Annotated in this window: 19 protein-coding genes and 2 pseudogenes; 18 read left to right on the forward strand and 3 right to left on the reverse strand. The window is 54.8% G+C overall.

All coding sequences use genetic code 11. From position 1 onward, the window contains the following. Positions 1–82 precede the first annotated feature (82 nt). From B1748_RS11750 to hxlB, 11 genes are all read left to right on the forward strand, one after another. Complete coding sequence (locus B1748_RS11750; RefSeq protein WP_087568105.1) at positions 83–406, forward strand: ArsR/SmtB family transcription factor; 324 nt, start codon at positions 83–85, stop codon at positions 404–406. 17 nt (positions 407–423) lie between these two features. Continuing rightward, complete coding sequence (locus B1748_RS11755; RefSeq protein WP_087568106.1) at positions 424–906, forward strand: SRPBCC family protein; 483 nt, start codon at positions 424–426, stop codon at positions 904–906. An 85-nt stretch (positions 907–991) separates the two neighbouring features. Continuing rightward, positions 992–1333 (forward strand): zinc ribbon domain-containing protein YjdM, encoded by a 342-nt coding sequence (locus B1748_RS11760; protein ID WP_087568107.1) that lies wholly within the window; start codon positions 992–994, stop codon positions 1331–1333. Between the two features lie 181 nt (positions 1334–1514). Then, positions 1515–2045, forward strand: a complete 531-nt coding sequence (locus tag B1748_RS11765) for a hypothetical protein (protein WP_087568108.1) — start codon at positions 1515–1517, stop codon at positions 2043–2045. A gap of 26 nt (positions 2046–2071) precedes the next feature. Then, complete coding sequence (locus B1748_RS11770) at positions 2072–2575, forward strand: hypothetical protein (protein WP_087568109.1); 504 nt, start codon at positions 2072–2074, stop codon at positions 2573–2575. A 380-nt stretch (positions 2576–2955) separates the two neighbouring features. After that, complete coding sequence (locus tag B1748_RS11775; protein ID WP_179215539.1) at positions 2956–3780, forward strand: helix-turn-helix transcriptional regulator; 825 nt, start codon at positions 2956–2958, stop codon at positions 3778–3780. Between the two features lie 113 nt (positions 3781–3893). After that, positions 3894–4274, forward strand: a complete 381-nt coding sequence (locus B1748_RS11780; RefSeq protein WP_087568111.1) for a VOC family protein — start codon at positions 3894–3896, stop codon at positions 4272–4274. Between the two features lie 12 nt (positions 4275–4286). Further along, positions 4287–4946, forward strand: a complete 660-nt coding sequence (locus tag B1748_RS11785; RefSeq protein WP_087568112.1) for an AlkZ-related protein — start codon at positions 4287–4289, stop codon at positions 4944–4946. A 253-nt stretch (positions 4947–5199) separates the two neighbouring features. Then, positions 5200–5550 carry a winged helix-turn-helix transcriptional regulator gene (locus tag B1748_RS11790; RefSeq protein WP_087568113.1) on the forward strand — a complete coding sequence of 117 codons (351 nt, stop codon included), beginning with the start codon at positions 5200–5202 and terminating at the stop codon, positions 5548–5550. A gap of 522 nt (positions 5551–6072) precedes the next feature. Beyond that, complete coding sequence (gene hxlA, locus B1748_RS11795; RefSeq protein ID WP_087568114.1) at positions 6073–6708, forward strand: 3-hexulose-6-phosphate synthase; 636 nt, start codon at positions 6073–6075, stop codon at positions 6706–6708. 2 nt (positions 6709–6710) lie between these two features. Then, positions 6711–7271: a 6-phospho-3-hexuloisomerase gene (gene hxlB, locus B1748_RS11800; protein ID WP_179215540.1), complete on the forward strand. Its 561-nt coding sequence runs from the start codon at positions 6711–6713 to the stop codon at positions 7269–7271. An 89-nt stretch (positions 7272–7360) separates the two neighbouring features. Here the strand turns inward: hxlB and B1748_RS11805 are convergent, their stop codons facing one another. From B1748_RS11805 to B1748_RS11815, 3 genes are all read right to left on the reverse strand, one after another. After that, complete coding sequence (locus B1748_RS11805; protein WP_087568115.1) at positions 7361–8380, reverse strand: bifunctional glycosyltransferase family 2/GtrA family protein; 1020 nt, start codon at positions 8378–8380, stop codon at positions 7361–7363. A gap of 13 nt (positions 8381–8393) precedes the next feature. Further along, positions 8394–9371 carry a phosphodiester glycosidase family protein gene (locus tag B1748_RS11810; RefSeq protein WP_087568116.1) on the reverse strand — a complete coding sequence of 326 codons (978 nt, stop codon included), beginning with the start codon at positions 9369–9371 and terminating at the stop codon, positions 8394–8396. A gap of 474 nt (positions 9372–9845) precedes the next feature. Next, positions 9846–12977: a hybrid sensor histidine kinase/response regulator gene (locus B1748_RS11815; RefSeq protein ID WP_306299321.1), complete on the reverse strand. Its 3132-nt coding sequence runs from the start codon at positions 12975–12977 to the stop codon at positions 9846–9848. 117 nt (positions 12978–13094) lie between these two features. Between B1748_RS11815 and B1748_RS11820 the strand changes: the two genes are divergently transcribed. From B1748_RS11820 to B1748_RS11845, 7 genes and pseudogenes are all read left to right on the forward strand, one after another. Continuing rightward, positions 13095–14654 (forward strand): SAM-dependent methyltransferase, encoded by a 1560-nt coding sequence (locus B1748_RS11820; RefSeq protein ID WP_087568118.1) that lies wholly within the window; start codon positions 13095–13097, stop codon positions 14652–14654. Positions 14655–14734: 80 nt separating this feature from the next. Next, positions 14735–15238, forward strand: a complete 504-nt coding sequence (locus tag B1748_RS11825) for a MerR family transcriptional regulator (RefSeq protein ID WP_087568119.1) — start codon at positions 14735–14737, stop codon at positions 15236–15238. Then, positions 15238–15663 (forward strand): annotated as a pseudogene (locus B1748_RS37440) (SRPBCC family protein); the annotation flags it as partial. The gene B1748_RS11825 and the pseudogene B1748_RS37440, both read left to right, overlap by 1 nt. A gap of 72 nt (positions 15664–15735) precedes the next feature. After that, positions 15736–16131, forward strand: a pseudogene (locus B1748_RS37445) (SRPBCC family protein); the annotation flags it as partial. A 196-nt stretch (positions 16132–16327) separates the two neighbouring features. Then, positions 16328–16840 carry a C40 family peptidase gene (locus B1748_RS11835; RefSeq protein WP_087568121.1) on the forward strand — a complete coding sequence of 171 codons (513 nt, stop codon included), beginning with the start codon at positions 16328–16330 and terminating at the stop codon, positions 16838–16840. 237 nt (positions 16841–17077) lie between these two features. Then, entirely contained in the window at positions 17078–17443 is a 366-nt protein-coding gene (locus B1748_RS11840) for an MGMT family protein (protein WP_087568122.1), read from the forward strand. Between the two features lie 29 nt (positions 17444–17472). Beyond that, positions 17473–18315 carry a sugar phosphate isomerase/epimerase family protein gene (locus B1748_RS11845; RefSeq protein WP_087568123.1) on the forward strand — a complete coding sequence of 281 codons (843 nt, stop codon included), beginning with the start codon at positions 17473–17475 and terminating at the stop codon, positions 18313–18315. The last annotated feature ends 30 nt before the right edge of the window (positions 18316–18345 follow it).

Consider the following 18345-nt stretch of genomic DNA (forward strand, 5'->3'; position numbering starts at 1 on the left):
TGTAGCACAGGAAGGAGGCGGGGCGAGTGGCAGGCCAAACACATAACTTGACGGAAATATAACTGAATAGTAATATGTTTGTATGAACAGCGACAAACTATTTGAAGTGTTGGCGGAGCCGCATAGGAGGACGATGCTGGATTTGATGCTCGTTCGTGAACGATCCGTCGGAGAGCTGGTGGAGCTGCTGCCCCTTAGCCAGCCGGGTATATCCAAGCATCTGAGAATATTGCGGGAAGCGGGGCTGGTTACGGCGAGGAAGGAAGCGAAGCAGCACATCTACCGGGTGAATCCAGGGCCGCTGCGGCAAGTCCATGATTGGTTTGCGCCGTACCAGAGGTTCTGGAGCGACAAGCTGGACGAGCTGGAGATGGCGTTGGAGCAGGACGACAAAAAGCCGCTATAGCGAAGAGGAGGCAAACGATGTTAGCCGTTGTCAAACAAACCGAAGAAGGATACGAGGCCAGGTTCGAGCGCAAGCTGAAGCATCCAGTCGAGAAGGTATGGGCGTATCTGACCGAAAATGACAAGCTGAAGAAGTGGTTCTCGGAGCTGCATGTCGAAGAACTCCGGGAGGGAAGCGTCATTAAGTTCGACATGGGGGATGGCACGTTCGAAGAGATGGCTATTCTGGAAGTGAAACGGCAGTCCGTGCTGGAATATACGTGGGGCGAGGATCGTGTGCGCTTCGAGCTCTACCCCGAAGAGGATGGCTGCCGTCTTCTCCTTATTGAGAAAATAACGAAGATTACGGATCACTCGCATCGTGATCTTGCAGGCTGGCATGTTTGTCTCGACGTCGTCGAAGCGCTGCTTGACGGGCGCGAACCCGAGCCTCGCAAAGAAGTCTGGGAGAAAAGACGCGTCGATTATGCCGGAATCATCGGCGAGTTGCCGCGCGCGTAATGAATTGAACAAGCCGAACCCGCCCATCTGAAAATGAACGGTTACGATATCTAATTAACTTAAATGAATGGAGAGTTTTTGAATTATGTCTACGTTACCCCATTGTCCACAGTGCGATTCGCCTTATACGTACGAGGACGGAAGCTTGCTTGTTTGTCCGGAATGCGCCCACGAATGGAACCCGAACGACGCGGAAGGGAGCGGCGAAGAAGAGAAAATCGTGAAGGATTCGAACGGGAACGTGCTTAAGGATGGCGATTCCGTCACCGTCATTAAGGACTTGAAGGTCAAAGGCACATCGCTTGTCGTAAAGATCGGCACGAAGGTAAAGAACATTCGGCTCATTGACGGCGATCATGACATCGACTGCAAGATTGACGGCTTCGGCGCCATGAAGCTGAAGTCGGAATTCGTCAAGAAGAACTAACATTTTGTTCCTTCAGAGAGCATTATAGGACGGACGACATCGGACAAACGATGTCGTCCGTTTTGTCATGAGAGCTATTTTCCTCGATTTCGACAATCTTTCGGGAAAACTTACAAAAGTAAATAGGCAAAACGGTGGAAACGTATTAAAATAATGTCAAAAGCATGGAGGCGGCGTTTCTATGTACTATACTTTTTCCGTGAGCGCGAGCCACATGTACCACAGAAAATATTTGGACTTTCTGCTCAGTCACTACGAGGGGCTCGGCATGCCGTATTCTTTCCCCGTTTCGTTTAACTTTATAGCAAGCCCGCTGCTGATGGAGGATTCTCGGTGCATCCTCTGCCTCGACGACGACGGAGAAGCCGTAGGCGCTTTAGGTTACATTCGCGGGACCGGAGAAGGCGATTACGAGGATCGCCATATCTTGCAGCTGCAGGTTGCTTATTTGGTAGAGAAATGCCGGAGAACGCCGGTTTTTTTGCGAGGTTTGCAGTTTCTAACGGAGTATCTCGAAGAAGAGACGGAAGAGGTTGCGGAGCTTGTTTTCTGGACGAAGCAGGATGCCTATCTGGCACGACTGTTCGGGAAGTTCGCGGAGAGGACAAGCGTATCGGGCACGGCTGCCGGCGATTTGTACGCCTATCGGGTCACCTTGGCACAACTAAAAGCATATCTAGGTCGGTTCGCGTCCCGGTCGATCGATTCCTGATCTTGCAACCAAATGGAGGAAATAGCATGTCAAAGCGGCTGTACGCGAAAAACTGCGAGACGGACTCCGATTATGCGCGGTTCGCGAAGTTCTACATCGCCGAGAGCTATCAGTTCGATCGGCAGCTTTCTCTGCTGGAGACAATCGGGCATCTCATGACGACGCTTCAAGACAGCCGCTTTATGCTGTACGAGAACGAACAGGGCGAGCTCGCGGCCTACCTTCAATACCGCTACGAGAGTGATGGAGAAACGGTTTTTATCGAGTCCGCGATATTGGCCGAACCTTATCGAAGCAGTTGGATCTTCTATCGCGGGTTCGGGGATTGGGTCAGGAAGGTAGAGAAAGATAATCGCGGTGTTCGATTGGTGCGATTTTATGTGCTTGCGAATCAAACGTATCTGAATCGGCTCTATGCCAAATTTGCGAAGTACGTCGGGGAACGCGAAGGCGGCACCGGCCGAGAGGTCGTCTACGAGACGGCGTTTGCCGATCTTTGGGCCTATCTGAAGGCAGGGGAACGGAAGTAAATCCATATTGCCGGAAAAGCATGAATCTCGAAAGGGGGTGAAATCCATGGTCGTTATGCCTCCGAGCATTGACAAAAAGAACGGTAGCAAACTAGGCAGAATCAGCCTGAAAGAAGCGCTGAAAGCGAGCGAGCAAGTTAGAACTTCCGCCGCCGCCGCAAAGTAATTTCTTGCGCAGACCGCCGCTTCTGCAAGGGAGCGCAAAGCCTGTCCGAACATTCGGACAGGTTTTTGGCGTGGGGCGGCCCGGAGGTGTAAGCGAAGGCCCAATTCCCCGCGATGCAATGGCGCATAGAGGGTTCTGCCTGACGTTTCCTTGCATGGCGACACTATGTTACGCTAGTAACGACGATTCTAAAAAGCAGGGAGGCCTCCGCTGCATGTCAAACCTGTTCCGTCCCATACAGTCGCCGACTTTGCAAAGCGAGCGGCAGCATTCCGGCTACAGCTACAGGGAATACGCGCCGAGCGCTTTCTTGGCGCCCCATGTGGCTTGTTATTGGACGGTGGATTTCGACGCGCGATCGGGGAGCCAACCGCACCGGATTATTCCCGACGGCTGCGTCGATATTATCGTGGATCGCAGGGCGTCCTCCGCCAGCCATGCCGCCTTCGTCACGGGTCTGATGACGAACTGCCTCGTTATCGATCTCGCCTCGGAGCAATCCTCCTTTGGCATTCGCATGTATACGGAGTCCGCTCGCTCCATTCTTCGCGTTCCGGTCTCGGCTTTTGCCTCGGAGCGGGTGTATCTGTACGACATGTGGGGAGCCGAGGGTCTTTCCCTGTCGGAGGAACTGCTGTACGCCAAGGATGTATCGCAGCTGATCGAACTTGTAGAAATCCAGCTTTCGGGACTGCTTTCTCGCTTGGATGTCCCGATGCCCGGCTTGCTTTATAACGGGTTAAACTATATGTACGACTACAAAGGCATACTGTCCCCTGCCCAGCTTGCGGACAAGCTGGGCTTCAGCGAACGCCATCTGCGTAGGGTTTTCGAACGGGAGATTGGCGTCGGTCCGAAGGAGATGCTTGGCATTATCCGGTTCCAGAGCATGCTGCGGGAGATTTATGGGGGTGCGGGAGCCAGGATGAGCTACGCCGATCTTGCAGCGAAATACGGTTATTACGACCAGTCCCATCTCATCAAGACTTTCAAACGATATTACGGGTTACCGCCGGGGCAAGTGTGGGCGAAGGAATGAACATGTCCGTTTTTTCCTATTATGCCGGCTGGAATTGAGGTATGATCGGTGTAGAACTGGCGACAATGATTATGCGTCAGTAATACGGAATGCAGCGAAAGGGGAATGAACGGATGGGCATTCGATTGGATATGGTAGGCATCGTGACGAAGGATATGGGCAGGGCGCTTGCCTTCTACCGCTTGCTGGGCCTCAGCATCCCGGAGAACAAGGATAACGATATGCATGTAGAGGTCGAGGCGCAGGACGGCGTCCGCTTGGCGTTCGACAAACAAGAGATGATAGCGGATATCTATGGCGGTTGGACAGAGCCCGCGGGCCATCGTATCGAGCTTGCATTTCTTTGCGGGAACGCGCAAGAGGTGGACGAGCTGTATCAACGAATTGTGGAGAGCGGTTACGGCGGACATCGCGAGCCGTGGGATGCGGTGTGGGGACAACGTTATGCCATCGTGCAGGACCCGGACGGCAATTTGATCAGTCTGTTTGCATAGGGGAGCTCAGCGATGAAGATAACTGAATATGAGGAATTCGTGCAACTTGTAAAAAAATATAAGATATTTCCTTTCGCGGAGCTGGCTCCCGAGCATCCAGCGCTGACCGTCGTTACCGAAGACAGCGCCTGGCATACGGAACAGGCTACCGATCCCTGGCTTTGGCGCATTCGGATCGCTCAGGAAGGCGTGGCCGCATACGGCAGGTTCTTCGGGACAAAGGCTTCGTTTATCGACAGCGCCTTGTATCCCGCGGTCCGGACGATTCTAACCGGCAACCAGTCCGTCCGCGATCTCTTCGAAGCCGGCTCCATGTCGCGGGCCGCTCATCGGATTTACGGGATTTTGAGCGAGCAAGGCAATACGGACTCCCGTCAATTGCGGAAGGAAGCGGGACTCGATGCCAAAGAGGATAAGAAGGAGTACGACAAGGCGCTGAACGAACTTCAAAGCGGCGGCTACATCGTCATTACCGGCTCGGCCAAGCAGAAGGAGAGCTGGAGCAGCATGTGTTATCAGACTTCGGATTCGTGGATGCGATCGGTTCTCGGCGATGTCCGGCAGCTGTCGGTGGAAGAAGCGAAGGCAGAGGTGGGCCAAGCGATCGGTCCAGTCTGCTCCGAGAAGGCTTTTGCGTATTTTGCGAAGAAGCTGGGGTTGGCGACGCGATAGGGCAAGAGCAAATCAATCGAAACGGGCAGTTCCGCACGGTCGACTCATCGGCCTGCGGACTGCCCGTTGTTATTCCATTGCCCAGGGGCGACTTGCCATCGTGTACTTCGCTAGCCTCGTCCTCGGGATCTGTCTGTGGGCTGTTGTGATTGCGGGACGAGTCGGCTATCATGGAAGGACGATTCTGGCAAACAGGCTGCCTATCGTCGCTTGGCGGCGATAGCTTGCGACGAACGGTGGAAGGAGCGACATTATGGGCGATCAGTTGTTTAAGGACTCCGTCGAGACGACGCTAAAGGTGATCGGAGGCAAATGGAAGCTGGTCATATTATGCCATCTGATGGACGGCGCCAGGCGATTCGGCGAATTAAGGCGGGGCATGCCGGACATTACTCAGAAGATGTTGACCCAGCAACTCCGCGAATTGGAGGAAGACGGCATTATTCATCGGGAGGTCTTTATGCAGGTGCCTCCGAAGGTCGAATATTCCTTGACCCCATACGGAGGGACGATGGGGGAGGTGCTTCATCTGCTGGCCGACTGGGGGCTGAAGCATCAAGAACGGGTGGACAAGGAGGCTTCGCCAACCTCGAGCGATCATTGATAAGCAGTGGCCCCTCTAACGACTCGTTAGAGGTCTTGTTCCCATGATAGGCACTGGAGTACTGGTGCTAGTGTGAGCCCTTGGATATTTTTACAAACGGTAGAACAATTGAGCGAATATACACAATTAAGATGGGTAGGGGCAATCTAATCGTACATTTGTACATATATACACAAATTTTGGTTCAAAAAGGTCCCGAACGAAGATATGAAGCGAGAATTTGTGTATTTTCGTACAATTTGCTGTGCTGGGGTTCCATTTGTTTAAAAAATTGGGGAGAAATGCACAAAATGTGCAGAGAGGCCGATTTTCGGCCATGCCATGTACAGCCCCGGCAAAGTCGGAATGCAACGTCCTCCGCCGCCAAAGGTCGGCGTAGCCGTTTCACCTTGATTGACGCTGTTGGTATACAATTGGGAACTACGTCACCGAATAGTGCGTACTGTTCAAGTCTTCCCCGTCGTCATACAATAAGTTGCGTGGTCCACACTTATTAAGATAAACGCGAGGAGTGACTTGTACATGGAATTGCAATTGGCATTGGATCTGGTCGATATTCCGCAGGCCAAACAACTGGTGAAGGAAGTCGAAGCCTATATAGATATCGTGGAGATCGGCACGCCCGTCGTCATTAACGAGGGGTTGCGCGCGGTGAAGGAAATCAAGGAGGCGTTCCCTCATCTGAGAGTGCTCGCCGATCTGAAGGTCATGGATGCAGCGGGCTATGAAGTGATGAAGGCTTCGGAGGCGGGAGCCGACATCGTGACCGTGCTTGGCGCATCCGAAGATATGACGATCAAGGGCGCCGTCGAAGAAGCGCGCAAGCAAGGCAAACAAATTCTGGTGGACATGATCGCGGTTAAGGATCTCGCGGGCCGTGCCCGGGAAGTGGATGCGCTCGGCGTCGACTACATCTGCGTGCATACGGGATATGATCTCCAAGCCGTGGGTCAAAATTCGTTCGCGGATCTGCTCACCATCAAATCCGCCGTCAAACATGCCAAAACGGCGATCGCCGGGGGCATCAAATTAAGCACGCTTCCCGAAGTCATCAAAGCGAACCCGGATCTCGTTATCGTCGGCGGCGGTATTACCGGACAAGCGGATAAGCAGGCAGCCGCGGCGGAGATGCGCCAGCTCATCGAGCAAGGAGCCTAACCGTGGCCTCGAAGAAGGCGTACGCCGTCGATATCGTCGAAGAGCTGCGGCTTGCCGCGGCACAGCTCGATGGCGGGCAAGAGGAGCGGCTTGCCGAAGCGATTCTGGCGTCGCGGCGCGTGTTCTTGGCCGGCGCGGGCCGCTCCGGCTTGATGGCCAAAGCATTCGCGATGCGTCTCATGCATCTGGGCTTCGACGCTTACGTCGTGGGAGAGACGATTACTCCGGGAATTTCGGAAGGCGACGTGCTAATTATCGGGTCGGGCTCCGGCGAGACCCGCACTCTCGTCGCCATGGCGGAGAAGGCGAAGCGGCTGCGGGCTTCCGTAGCGGCGCTGACGCTGGCTCCGGATTCCCCGATCGGACGTCTGGCGGACCTGATTGTCAAGCTGCCGGGCGTGTCCAAGGAAAAGTCGGGCGATGATCGCGTCACCAGTCAACCCATGGGCTCGCTGTTCGAGCAGACGTTGCTGATTCAGTTCGACGCGGTGATTTTGCGGCTTATGGAGAAGCTGGCGCAAGGCACCGGGGCGATGTTCAGGCAGCACGCTAACCTGGAATAGACAAAACAGCGGCAATTCAATTCCCGCGCGCACGAAGAAAGGCGAGGACGTCCAAGGGATGTCCTCGCCTTTCTTGCTATATAGGAGCGTTATTCATACACGAACTTGCGCTGCGCCCAATAGCTCAACGCGAACAAGGATACTTCTGTGACAAGCTTGGCTGCTACGAGCGAGATGCCGACATTCTCGTGGAGCAAGTGGAGCATGCCATAGTTAAGGGCGATTATGACCGCAGCCAGCGTATAGTAACGGGGCATGGACTTCCGCATGGCCGCTGCATGGCCTGAGCTGCTGGAGAACACAAATCGTCGATTGATCGCATAATTGATCAGAGAGCTGAACACGCGGGCGCCTACCACGGAGAAAAGCAGATTAGCGGTCAGCCACTGCAACAGAAGCAGCAAGGCAAAATCCAGGACGGTAGCGAGACCGGACGATGCGCAGAACCTTAAGAACGGCATGTAGACGCGAACGGAGTCGGCGATCGGGCGGAAGTGCGATGATTTATTTTCATCCAGATAGACGGTGTCGATGGGCATCTCCACAAGCTCGTAGCCTGCGCCTGGTGCTTCCAGAAGCATGTTCATTTCGTATTCGAATCGGTCTCCGGGCAATTGGCATAGCCAGTCCAGCAGATCCGGCGAATATCCTCTCAGGCCGGTCTGCGTATCCTGGATGGACTGGCCGGTCGCCAGCTTAAACACCATGCGGGTAGCTGTATTGCCAATGCGGCTGCGTAGCGGGACTTTGCCCGTAAATTGTCTGCTGCCCAGCACGATATGCCCTCGCCGATCGCGGATCGCCGCCGCAACTCTTATTATGTCGCCTGGCAGATGCTGGCCGTCGCTGTCTGCGCAAACGACGGCGTCGCAATCGCCTAGCTGCCTCACATAGTCGAAGCCGGTCTTAAGCGCACTGCCCTTGCCCAGGTTGCTCCGATGTGTCAGCACGGTGCAGCCGACTGCCGCTGCGGAGTCAAAGATATTTTTGTATGCCTCGCCGCTGCCGTCGTCCACGATCAGGATGTCGTCCTCGCTAACTTGCTTGAGCTTGCGAACAAGGGCGATCAGCCGCTCGTCAGGCTCGTAAGAGGGGATGAGTATGGTCATGATGGCTGTCTCCTTATACGGACTTCGGAATATAGATAATGTCGCTGACGCCGCGTTCATTGCCCTTGCCGAGCGGATCATTGACAACCCTGCCCATAAAATACATCGTCGAAGAACCCCCGCCATCCAGGTTGTACGCCTCGACCGCGCCGAGATCTTGGAATAGTTCAGCGAACTCTGTCAACGTCATGCCGCGGCTCTTGGAGCTGCGTCCGTCGACCACGACGAACAGAAAGCGGTTCGGTGCGACCATACCGATGCCTGTACGAGGATTGGCGGCTTGAATGGAGCGGTTGCCGAAGTTTTTGTCGATCTTCACGCTGGAGAAGTCGCCAGCAATCTCTCCTTCCGTCACGAGAGCCGGCCCGAAGGAGAACGTGTCGGTGACCCCCGCCTCCAGCAGTGCGTCAGAAGAGATCGCTTCTTCGGCGTAGGCTTGCAGCGATCCGTCACTGTATAGCGCCAGACCTTCGCGAGCGGGTTCGTCGCGAAACAAGGTCCCGTTGCGGATAATGACGCCATCGCTACGGAAGCCGTAATAGTCGCCGTTAATCGCGAATATGGCGTTGTTGTTCTCCGCGATCGTCGACGTGTCCTCTATGATGTTGGTGCCGAAGGCGTTCTTGGCGAAGGCGGTGTCGAGATTGGCCTCGTCTTGGAAGGTAACATCCGCCACGTAGTAGGTAATTTTATCCTCGCCGGAGCCGGTCTGCACCTTCTCGATCTGGATGGTCTGAGTCTCGTCTTCGTAGCTCCAGTCATCCCAATGCGCCGTGGTCTGCTTATCCTCGACATTCGAGAGCTCTGCAGCGTCTGATGTGCTTTCATTGTCTGAGCCCTGGCTTGTGACCGCGCTCGGGGTCTGCGTACTCGGTTCGACAATGACCTCGAAGTGCTCGATGAGATAGCGATCCGCCAGCCGGTACACGATGAAAGTGACGGTTAAGAGCACGATGGCTATAAGAGTAATGATCATGGTTTGTTTGCTCATACGTATCAAGGCAATCACTCCTCCTGCGGGTTACTAGACCCTTATCTTAAAGCGGCGACCTTGAATGAATCTTAAATGGGGGACTGGTGCTGGCCCATGTCATGCACGGAGGTTTTTTCTATGGAATAGGGTCTCTGGTGTCTGCAAGAAGGCCCAAAGACGCCCCTTGTTGCTCATATAAGCTCTCTCATGTCCGAAGCGCGCGGTAAGCGGAAAGCGGGGGATTGGCGGGAGTTGCCAGGTGCCGGTTGGAGATCAGTGGATGCGTGTGTCTAGCGTTGGCCCGTGTCAGGTTACATATAACGGTATAACGGGAAAGAGAGAATCCGGCAGCGGATTCTCCCTTTTTCGATAGCCTATGCTGTGGCCGGCTGCAGCAACAGCCATGGCTCCTGACACTAAAACTGGCCGTTGCCCGAGATATGGCTATAGCGAGCTATAGTCGCTCGCTAACCCTGGCGCGCGGTCCGCTTATTAACGCTCGGCAAACGGGACGAAAAACGATACGGTTGTGCCTTTCCCGGGCTGGCTTGAGATGGATAAGCCGCGGCCGTACAGCTGCAACAACCGTCGGTTCGTGTTGGCAAGGCCAATGCCGCCCTGACGATTCATCCCCTTGTTTAACAATCGGAAAGCCGCTTCCTGCTCCATGCCTTTGCCGTCATCCTGCACTTCGATCCAGGCTCCGGCTTCGGTGGATTCGATATAGAGGCGGAGTGTCCCGCCGCTGTCCTGGCTCATAATGCCATGTTTGACGGCGTTTTCGATCAGCGGCTGAATAGACAGGGGAGGAATGGACAAATGGATGGATTCGTCAACCTCCCATTCGACGATCAAACGATCCCCGAACCGTACCTTCTCGATATACAGATAGGCCTGCACAAGCTCCAACTCGTGTGTTAAATGGACCAGCTCATTCGTATTGATAAAGTTGTAGCTGATGCGCAGGTAAGAGGCGAACATACTGCCGAGCTCCTGCATCTTGTCCGTGTCGATGGCGCCGAGCGCCATGATGGAATTCAACGCATTCAGCAGGAAATGCGGATGAATCTGGGCCTGCAGATATGCAGCCTCGATCCGCAGCCGCTCGTTAACGGAGCGCTTTTGCTCGATGAGAGTCCGTATGCGGTATTTCAGCTCCATGCCGTCGACGGGCTTGGTCACATAATCGTTGGCGCCGGCCAGGAAGCCGGCATAGATATCCGCAGGCTGGCTGCTTGCCGTAAGCAGCAAGATGGGCAGCTCGGAGAGACTGTAATGCTCGCGAACGGCTTGAGCCAGCTCATAGCCGGACATAACAGGCATCATGACATCGGCAATCAGCAGATCCCATGGTGCGGTTCGAATGTGCTCCAACGCTTCTCCCGCGCTGCTGACCGTCTTTATCGTGTAAGGCTCCGTTGACAAAATGCCGGCAAGCACGCTGAGATTGACGGGATCGTCGTCCACGGCGATGATACGGATGGTGCCATCGCTCAGCAACGGCGGAAAGTCGGAGGGCGCCTCCGCGCTGTCAAGATCTGGCCTCAATAAGTCATTGCTTTCTTTGGGCAGGGGAGCTGTGCCAGGATCCTGTTCCAATGAAGCGGCGGTTTCGGGGACGCGGCTGGAATCGCCCTGCGCCGTCTTTAGCGCGAAGCTGAACACGGAACCTTGCCCGAGCACGGAGCGTACGGTCAACTCTCCGCCATGAAGCTCGACGAGCTGCTTGCAGATGCTGAGGCCCAGACCGATGCCCCTTCCATCCTGACGACCGTAAGTACCTTGCTCGTAGGGGAGGAAGATGCGGGATACCGTATCTTCGTCCATGCCGACGCCGGTATCCGCAACGGCGATAACAATTTTGCCGCCGCGATGTTTGGCGGATAACGATATCGTCCCCGACTCCGTATATTTCAACGCATTATGCAGCAAATTGTACAGCACCTGGACGAGCCTCTGTTCGTCCGCCCAAGCCGGGGGCAAGGACTCAGGCATATCGATCGTAATCGTGACGGGCCTGCCTCGCGTCAAGTACCGCAGCATGCCGACGACGCCAGGCGCGATCGATTGTATGGGGACAGCCCGTTGTTGCAGCATGATGCGGTGCTCCTGCAGCCGGACGACGTCGAGCAGATCGCCAAGCGTATGAGACATTCGCTTGCTAATCGTGACGAGCAGCTCCATATCCCTCAGACTGCCTTCATCAAGCTTCTCCCTCTCCTTGGCGACAACGGTCTCCGCAATATTGATAATGCCATGCAACGGCGTTCGGAGCTCATGCGAAGTATTGGCAAGGAACTGATCCTTGAGTTTGTCCGCAATCCGAAATTGTTCGTTGAGTATGGCGTTGTTCCTGGCATGACGGAAGTACTTCTTGAACCAATAAGCCGAGAAGCCGATCATCGTAGCCAGTATATCGAGAGGATAATAGACCGTCGTCACATCGTAGTTGGATTCCATTATACTCCAGGTTAGATTGGAGGTAATGCCGGCTGCGGTCAGCAGCAGAAAGACGACGTCGCGGTCTCCCCCTTTCTGGAACAAGAGTTTGCCTGTCGTAAAGAGGAACCAGAAGAAGGAGAAGAGATACAAGCCCATAAAACCATACAGATCGTGGAAGCCATATGTCCACGAATCCGGGCCCGCGAGCAGGACGCAGGTGACGGCGGCGAGCAAAGCGACATAACCGCGCAGCAATGAGCGCCCGGCGGGGGCGGGGACGTACCTTCGGAATATGAGCAAAATAAACACATTCTGCCAAAGGAGTGAAATAATTCGCAGCTTGAAGCCCAAGGCATAGTCGATCGGCAGCCAGAGAAGCATAAGGTTGTCCTGACCGGTCGTAATGGCAATCGCAACTGTCATCGTCAGCATCCCCAGCGAAAGCAAGGTGCGTTCCTTCCGGTTAAAGGCGTATAAAATAAAACCAAGGGTGCCGTACAGCACCAGGACGACGAATGTGACAAGCTGGAAGCCGATAGAGTACCAGCGGATCATGTCGACCGCGGCGGCGGAGCCGAAGCGAATGGAGCGGGTAATGCCCCCTTTGAACGGCTCGTCATGGTTTGCGACTCGAATCAAGATGTTCAGTTCGGTCGTACCGGTGGTGTAGTAGGAAGCCGTATAAGAAATGCTCTTCGGCTCGTAATTATTTTTGCTTGCGGCAACAACGCCTATCGGCCCCTCGGTAAAGCCGTTGATCTCGACCTCGGAAGCTGCTTGAACGTTCTTTAGCCACATGGTAATGGGGCGGTTCAAGGGATCGATCAGCACGCGCAGGCGATAGGTTCCATAGCCGTAAGAGGTGCCGGAATCCGCCCCCAAAGCGTCCTTCCAGTCTCCAGGCACTTGAACCATGACGGAGGAATGCTCCTCGTTCCCGCTCGCAAAGTCTTCATGACGAAGTAATTGATGGGGATAGAATTCCCACTCGCCGTTTAAAAAGAAAGCGGGAGAGTCGGACAAATCGATGCCGCGCATGTCGAGCTGCCCGTCGACGACGGGGCGGGGCAGATCTTCGGTATGGAACAGCTCGGACCAGGCCCATCGAAGTCCGATGAGCGCGCTGAACAGGATGGTTAATATAATCATATATTTGAAGGTTGTTGTTGGTCGTATTTTCATCATCTCTCCTAATTCGACATGAATCGCGTTTTGTCCTGTAAAGAGATATTCGTGCTGGAGGGCAAAAAAAGGTATGATGACAAGGGGAAACCATAAGAGAGCGGGGGCAACATAATTATGAGCGTTACGAACGAACGGAGATACCGGTTCAGCGAGGCGCCGATCTGGGAGATTCAGCGGCAATATTACGAAGAGGCGGGGGTGACGGCCTGGCATAACGACCAGGTTCCTCAATACATAACCAGCAATCCGATGATCGGCGGTGCATATGCGGAGATGATCTTCGGTCTGTTGATGGACCGGGCAGCGCAGGGCCTCGCAGAAGAGCCCGTATGCATCGTGGAGGTGGGCGCAGGCGTGGGTAGGCTTGCTTGCCATGTGCTGCACGAGCTGCGATCGCTTATTCAATATGCGGATATCCCGCTGCCGCCATTTCGCTACTGGATGACGGATCTGGCGATGAGCAACGTGCTTGCGTGGAAGGAACATCCTGCCTTGCAACCTTTTCTGGAGGACGGCACGCTTGATGTGGCCCGGTTCGATGCTGTCCAGGACACGGAGCTTCATCTGCTGGTGTCCGGTGAGAGAATCGTCGCCGGCGCATTGAAGCAGCCCCTTGTCATCGTGGCGAATTACTTCTTCGATGGCATCCCTCAGGAACTGCTCTATATGGGAGACGGCCGCGTCTACGAGACCGACGTGTTTATCCGTTCTGCCCAGCGTGGAGAAAACGAGGGAGAAGAAGCGGCGGCGAAGCTCGACCGGCTGTCGCTGCGCTACGAGCATCGTCCGGCGCCCGAATACGAGCGGGAAGACTATTTCTATCGCGACTTAATTGCTTTCTACCAGGAGGAATTGGACGAGTCCCATCTGCTGTTCCCATCCTCGGGCTTCGTTTGCCTGGAGCGATTACACGCATTGTCCACCGCAGGGTCTGCATTAATCACGGCCGATAAGGGCGACCATAGAATCGACAATTGGAGGAACGCTCCGCCTCCGGAGCTGATCCGTCATGGCGGGTTCTCTTTTACGGCCAATTACCACGCGTTTCAATACGTGTTCGAGCGGCAAGGAGCGCTTGCGTTATTTCCTCCGCAGCATTACAAGAATATTAACGTAGGCTGCATTCTCCGTCTGGATCGGCCGAAGGCCTACGTCCAAACTCGCCTAGCGTACCGTCGCGTGGTCGAGCGGTTCGGGCCGGACGAATTCTATAGCCTGAAGGAATGGCTGGACGGCCACTTGGATACGATGGGCCTTCAGCAATTTCTTGGCTTCTGGAGGCTTGGCGGCTACGACGCGGAGTTTTTCGCCCAGAGCGCGAGGCGGATCTCCGAGCTGCTGCCGGATGCGTATGAGGATGAGCTGGACGATATAACAAGGGGGATCGAGCTGATGTGGTCCTCTTATTATGTCATGGAGCAAAAATATGATCTGGCGCTGGATGCCGGTCTGATTTTGTTCGAGATGGATCGCTACAAAGAAGCGAAAACATTTCTTGAGGCTTCTGTCGAGGCCGAGAAGGACGAGGTTGTCTCGACTGTCTATTATTGTCTGGCGATTTGCTGCTTCGAGCAGGAGCAGGAAGAGGAAGCCGTGCGTTATTTGAAGCTGTTGCTGGAGCTGGAGCCGGATCACGAGGAAGCATCGGCGTTGCTTCAAGAATTCGAAAAATAGAGGCTTGCACCTTACGTAACGTAAGGTTTTATAATAGGGTTACCGGCAGCAAGCCGGCGCCGGTGAGTGGGGATGAAGCCATGAAGAAGCAGTGGAAGGTCGGCGATCTGGCCAAGCTGACGGGGTTAACTGTGCGTACGCTGCGATTCTATGACGGAATCGGACTGTTTTCTCCATCCTCGCAGACAGATTCGGGCCATAGGCTGTACAGCGAGGAGGACGTTACGCGCCTCTACCAGATTGTGTCGCTGAAGGAGCTCGGCCTGTCGCTGGAGGAAGTGAAGGCGGCGATGTCCGGCAGCGGCATGCAGCCTCTGGACGTGGTGAATCTGCAAATGAATCGGGTGCAAGAAGACATCCGGCGGCAGGAGAAGATGCTTGGCCAGCTCCGCTACGTGGCGAAGCTGCTGCAAGGCAAGAAGCAGGTATCGGCGGATGAATTCACCGGCTTGCTGCAGACGATGAAGGCGGAGTATGACAAACCGATCATGGATCGGCAGAACAAATGGGAGGGGCAGCTGAATCTGTTGGGCGCATTGCTGGCCCGGAGGGGCGGAATGCCTGGCTCTAAGGAGGAATCGTAATGAGCGAACGTTTTGTCAAGCACGGCACTTTTGTAGTTGAACGGACTTACCCCGCGACGCGGGAAAGGGTGTATCAGGCATGGGCCGACCTGGATGCTAAAGTGAAGTGGTTCTCGAAGCCGGATATTTTCGAATTCCGCATCGGAGGACGAGAGTATAGCAGCGGCGAAATAGCGGAGGGCGGACCTCTCTTCGTGTACGACGCCGTCTATCAGGATATTGTGCCGAACGAGCGGATTATCTATACCTACATCATGGACATGGGTGGCGTTCGCATCTCGGCCTCCATTACAACGATCGAGCTGCTGGATGTCGAAGAGGGCACAAGGCTGATATTCACGGAGCAAGGCGCGTTCCTCGACGGGCATGATACGGTGGAGATTCGGGAGCATGGCACGGGCGAGCTGCTGGATGCGCTCGGGCGTTCCTTGACGGAGCCTGCTGCAGCGGATGACGGTCTCGAATTAATAACATCACGGATCTATGATGTGCCTCGCGAGCTGGCATTCGCGGCATGGACGACGCCCGACCAACTGGCCGAGTGGTGGGGACCGGAAGGGTTTACCAACACGTTCCACGAAATCGACTATAGTCCCGGCGGCTTATGGCGTCTCACTATGCACGGGCCCGATGGGACGGACTACCCTAACCGGAATACGTTCATCGAAATTGTGCCGAACGAGCGGATCGTGCTGGAGCATGCCGAGGCGCCTGTGTTCCGCGTAACGGCCTTGTTCGAGGATGCGGAAGGCGGCACGCGGGTAACGTTTCGTCAATGCTTCCGGCATGCGGAAGAGCTTGAGCCCATCCGGGTTATGTGCGAGAAAAGCAACGAGCAGAACCTGGATCGTTTGGGCAGGGTGCTGGAGAATGCCAAGCGTCTTAGCTTGTAATTTCAGGGCGGATTGATTGCATGAAAAAGTGTTAAAAGCAGAGACTGATTCTATCGGTCTCTTTTTCTTCGTTGGAAATAATCGCCCGCATGGGCAAGTATTGTCTAATGAGAAAGCATTAAGAAACCACTTGTGCCCAGTTAGGCATGCTATACTCCGGATGTAGCAAATCAGACATCAGGAGGTATATCATCCTATGACAAACAAAAACCACTGGCTCAAGAAGACGGTTATCGCAACGGCAGTATGCGCAACTCTCGTGTCGGGTCACGCGGCCTTCGGCACTTCCCATATCGGACAAGCTGAGGCGGCCACAGCTTCGGCTTCCGCCAAGGCAGACGGCATTATCGCAGCTGCCAAGTCGCTGCAAGGCAAGGTCAAGTACAAGTACGGTGTTAATAATCCAAGCAAGCTCTACTTCGACTGCTCCTCGTTCACCAAGTACGTGTTCGGCAAATACGGCGTAAGTCTCAAGTGGGGAACGGCTTCCCAGAAGTATGCGGGCAAATACGTATCCAAGAGCAATCTGCAAAAGGGCGATCTGATCTTCTTCAATAACGGCAAGTCGTCCGCGGTCAGCCATGTCGGCATCTACATCGGCAACGGACAATTCATTCACAACACGATCAGCAGCACCTTCAACGGCGTTCGCATTAATAAGCTGAGCGATTACTCGAAACGTTATTCCACGGCAAGAAGAGTCCTGTAGTCTTACCCGTCATATCCATGAGCATGCATCAAATAGACAACAATTGAAGCCCTTGCGGCCGGCTATCCGGTTGTAAGGGTTTTCTCTTGATGTTAAAGTGGAGGGTGACAACAAGCTCGAGTTCAAAAATTCCGATTATCTGTAATGAGCGTAAGTTACCACGTTACCAAGTTACCGGTGCTTCGTTTTTTTCGAAAAGCTGTAGAAGGTTGGAAGAAGATCAGGGGGAGGGGAACCATGCAGCCTTTCACGAAAGCCGTTATCGACGTCATTAAAAGCATACCGGAAGGACGCGTGATGACATATGGCCAGATCGCGGAGCAAGCCGGCAGTGCCAGAGGAGCGCGGCAGGTCGTGCGAATCCTGCACAGCATGAGTTCGGCGCATGGGCTGCCTTGGCATCGGGTCGTCAACGCGAAGGGAGAAATCGCGGTGCAGGACGACGAAGCGCGTTTTCAACAGGAGCTTTACCTCAGTGAAGAAGGCATCGAGGTGGAGCGGGGAGGACGGATCGACTTGAATCGTTACCGTCATTGGCCCGAAGAAGGATTTAAAGAGGGTTTTTCTGTGGCTGCCGAGGACATGCGGAACAAGGATGAATAACAGACAAGCAGGATATGGAGGGGAAAAGGATGTCGGTAGGCATATTAGCTCATTTGTTAGGCAGGCAGCCGTTTCAGGAACTCGCGGCCAAGGTAGCCGCAACGGACTGCTCGTATGTGCAGCTCGCTCTCAGCAAGGCGATTTCGGACATCGAGTTTCCGCTTGGGGCGCTGAGTCCGGGACTTGCCAATGAAGTCGGGGGCGCGTTCGCGAAGCATGGCGTCGGAATCGCAGTGCTGGGCTGTTACGCAAGTCTGATCGACCTGGATGACGAGACTTACCGGCACAATGTGAATCGCTTTAAGGAGCATCTGCGCCATGCGCGCCACTTCGGAGCGCCGATCGTCGCAACAGAAGTGGGAACGCCGCAGGATGCCGCGCTTATCCCGCTATATCGCGAACGGCTGGATCGCGCCCTGGACGAACTGGTGGAGGAAGCCGAGCGCTGGGGAGTCACGATCGGACTGGAAGCGGCGCAAGGCCATCTGATCGATTCTTCGGAGACGCTTGCTGCTGCGATCGAGCGATTTCCATCGTCTTGCGTAGGCGTCGTACTTGATCCTTGCAACCTGATGAACGGCGGCAACTTCGAGCGGCAGGAGGATATCGTGCGTGAGGCGTTCCGATTGCTGGGGCCCCGGATCGTTAGCGCCCATGCGAAGGATTGTGTTCGTTCCGAGGACGGGAACAAGCTGCAAGGGACGGCCGCAGGCCTCGGCGAGCTGCAATACCCATTGTTCTGGGAGCTGCTGGAGCGCTACAAGCCTCATGGCTTCGTTACGCTGGAAGACGTAAATGAGGCGCAGTTGCCGGCCGCAGCCCGGTTTGTAGTGGAGGGCCGACGCGCCGCTCGGGTTCGACTCTCTCAATGAGGGATGGCGACGGTACATAGATAACAACGA

The organism is Paenibacillus sp. MY03, assembly GCF_002165585.1.
Lineage (GTDB): Bacteria > Bacillota > Bacilli > Paenibacillales > Paenibacillaceae > Pristimantibacillus > Pristimantibacillus agaridevorans.